This is a genomic window from Pseudomonas sp. UBA7530, from assembly GCF_002479365.1.
Classification (GTDB): Bacteria; Pseudomonadota; Gammaproteobacteria; order Pseudomonadales; family Pseudomonadaceae; genus Aquipseudomonas.
On sequence record NZ_DLMS01000001.1, the window covers coordinates 486,275 to 486,950 of the forward strand.

The following is a 676-nucleotide window of genomic DNA, read 5'->3' on the forward strand; positions in this document are numbered from 1 at the left end:
TGGCTCTGGCTCTGGCTCTTGCGACAGGCTGACAGCTGGCGCTGCAGGTAATGCAATACTCGGCGCCGACTCACTCACCACAGGCTCGGCGCTCGCAACCGCAGCGACGGGACCGGGCTCAACAGCCGGCGCAGCGACAGGCGCCTGAACAGGTACAGCGGCGACAGCAGCTGGAGCAGAAACCACGGGAGCCGGCATAGCGGTGCCGGCCACTGGGTTCTGTTGGGAATCAGCAGTGGCCTGGCTGATCCCCAAGGGCTTTAGCGTGACCTTTGGCGCGTCATCGGCACCGCCCGGACGGAAAGCCAGCATCCGTAGCAGGACCATCTCGAAGCCGCCGCGCGGTTCGGGCGCGAGGGGCAAGTCACGACGACCGATCAGGCCCATCTGATAATAGAACTGCACGTCTTCGGCCGGCAGCGCCTGAGCCAGCTGCAACACGCGCTCGCGATCACCCTGGCCGTTGTCCACGGCCTCCGGCAAGGCCTGGGCGATGGCCACGCGGTGCAGCACGTTGAGCATTTCCGCCAGCACGCCGTTCCAGTCAGGCCCTTGCTCGGCCAGATGACGCACTGCCTCGATCAACGCCCGCGCATCACCTTCTATCAGCGCATGCAGCACGCCGTAGACCTGTCCGTGATCCAGCGTGCCAAGCATGGCGCGCACATCGGCGGCC

Annotated in this window: 1 pseudogene; it reads right to left on the reverse strand. The window is 66.1% G+C overall.

Annotated features, from left to right (window positions below):
- Positions 1-676, reverse strand: a pseudogene (locus B2U07_RS02360) (DNA polymerase III subunit gamma/tau); the annotation flags it as partial.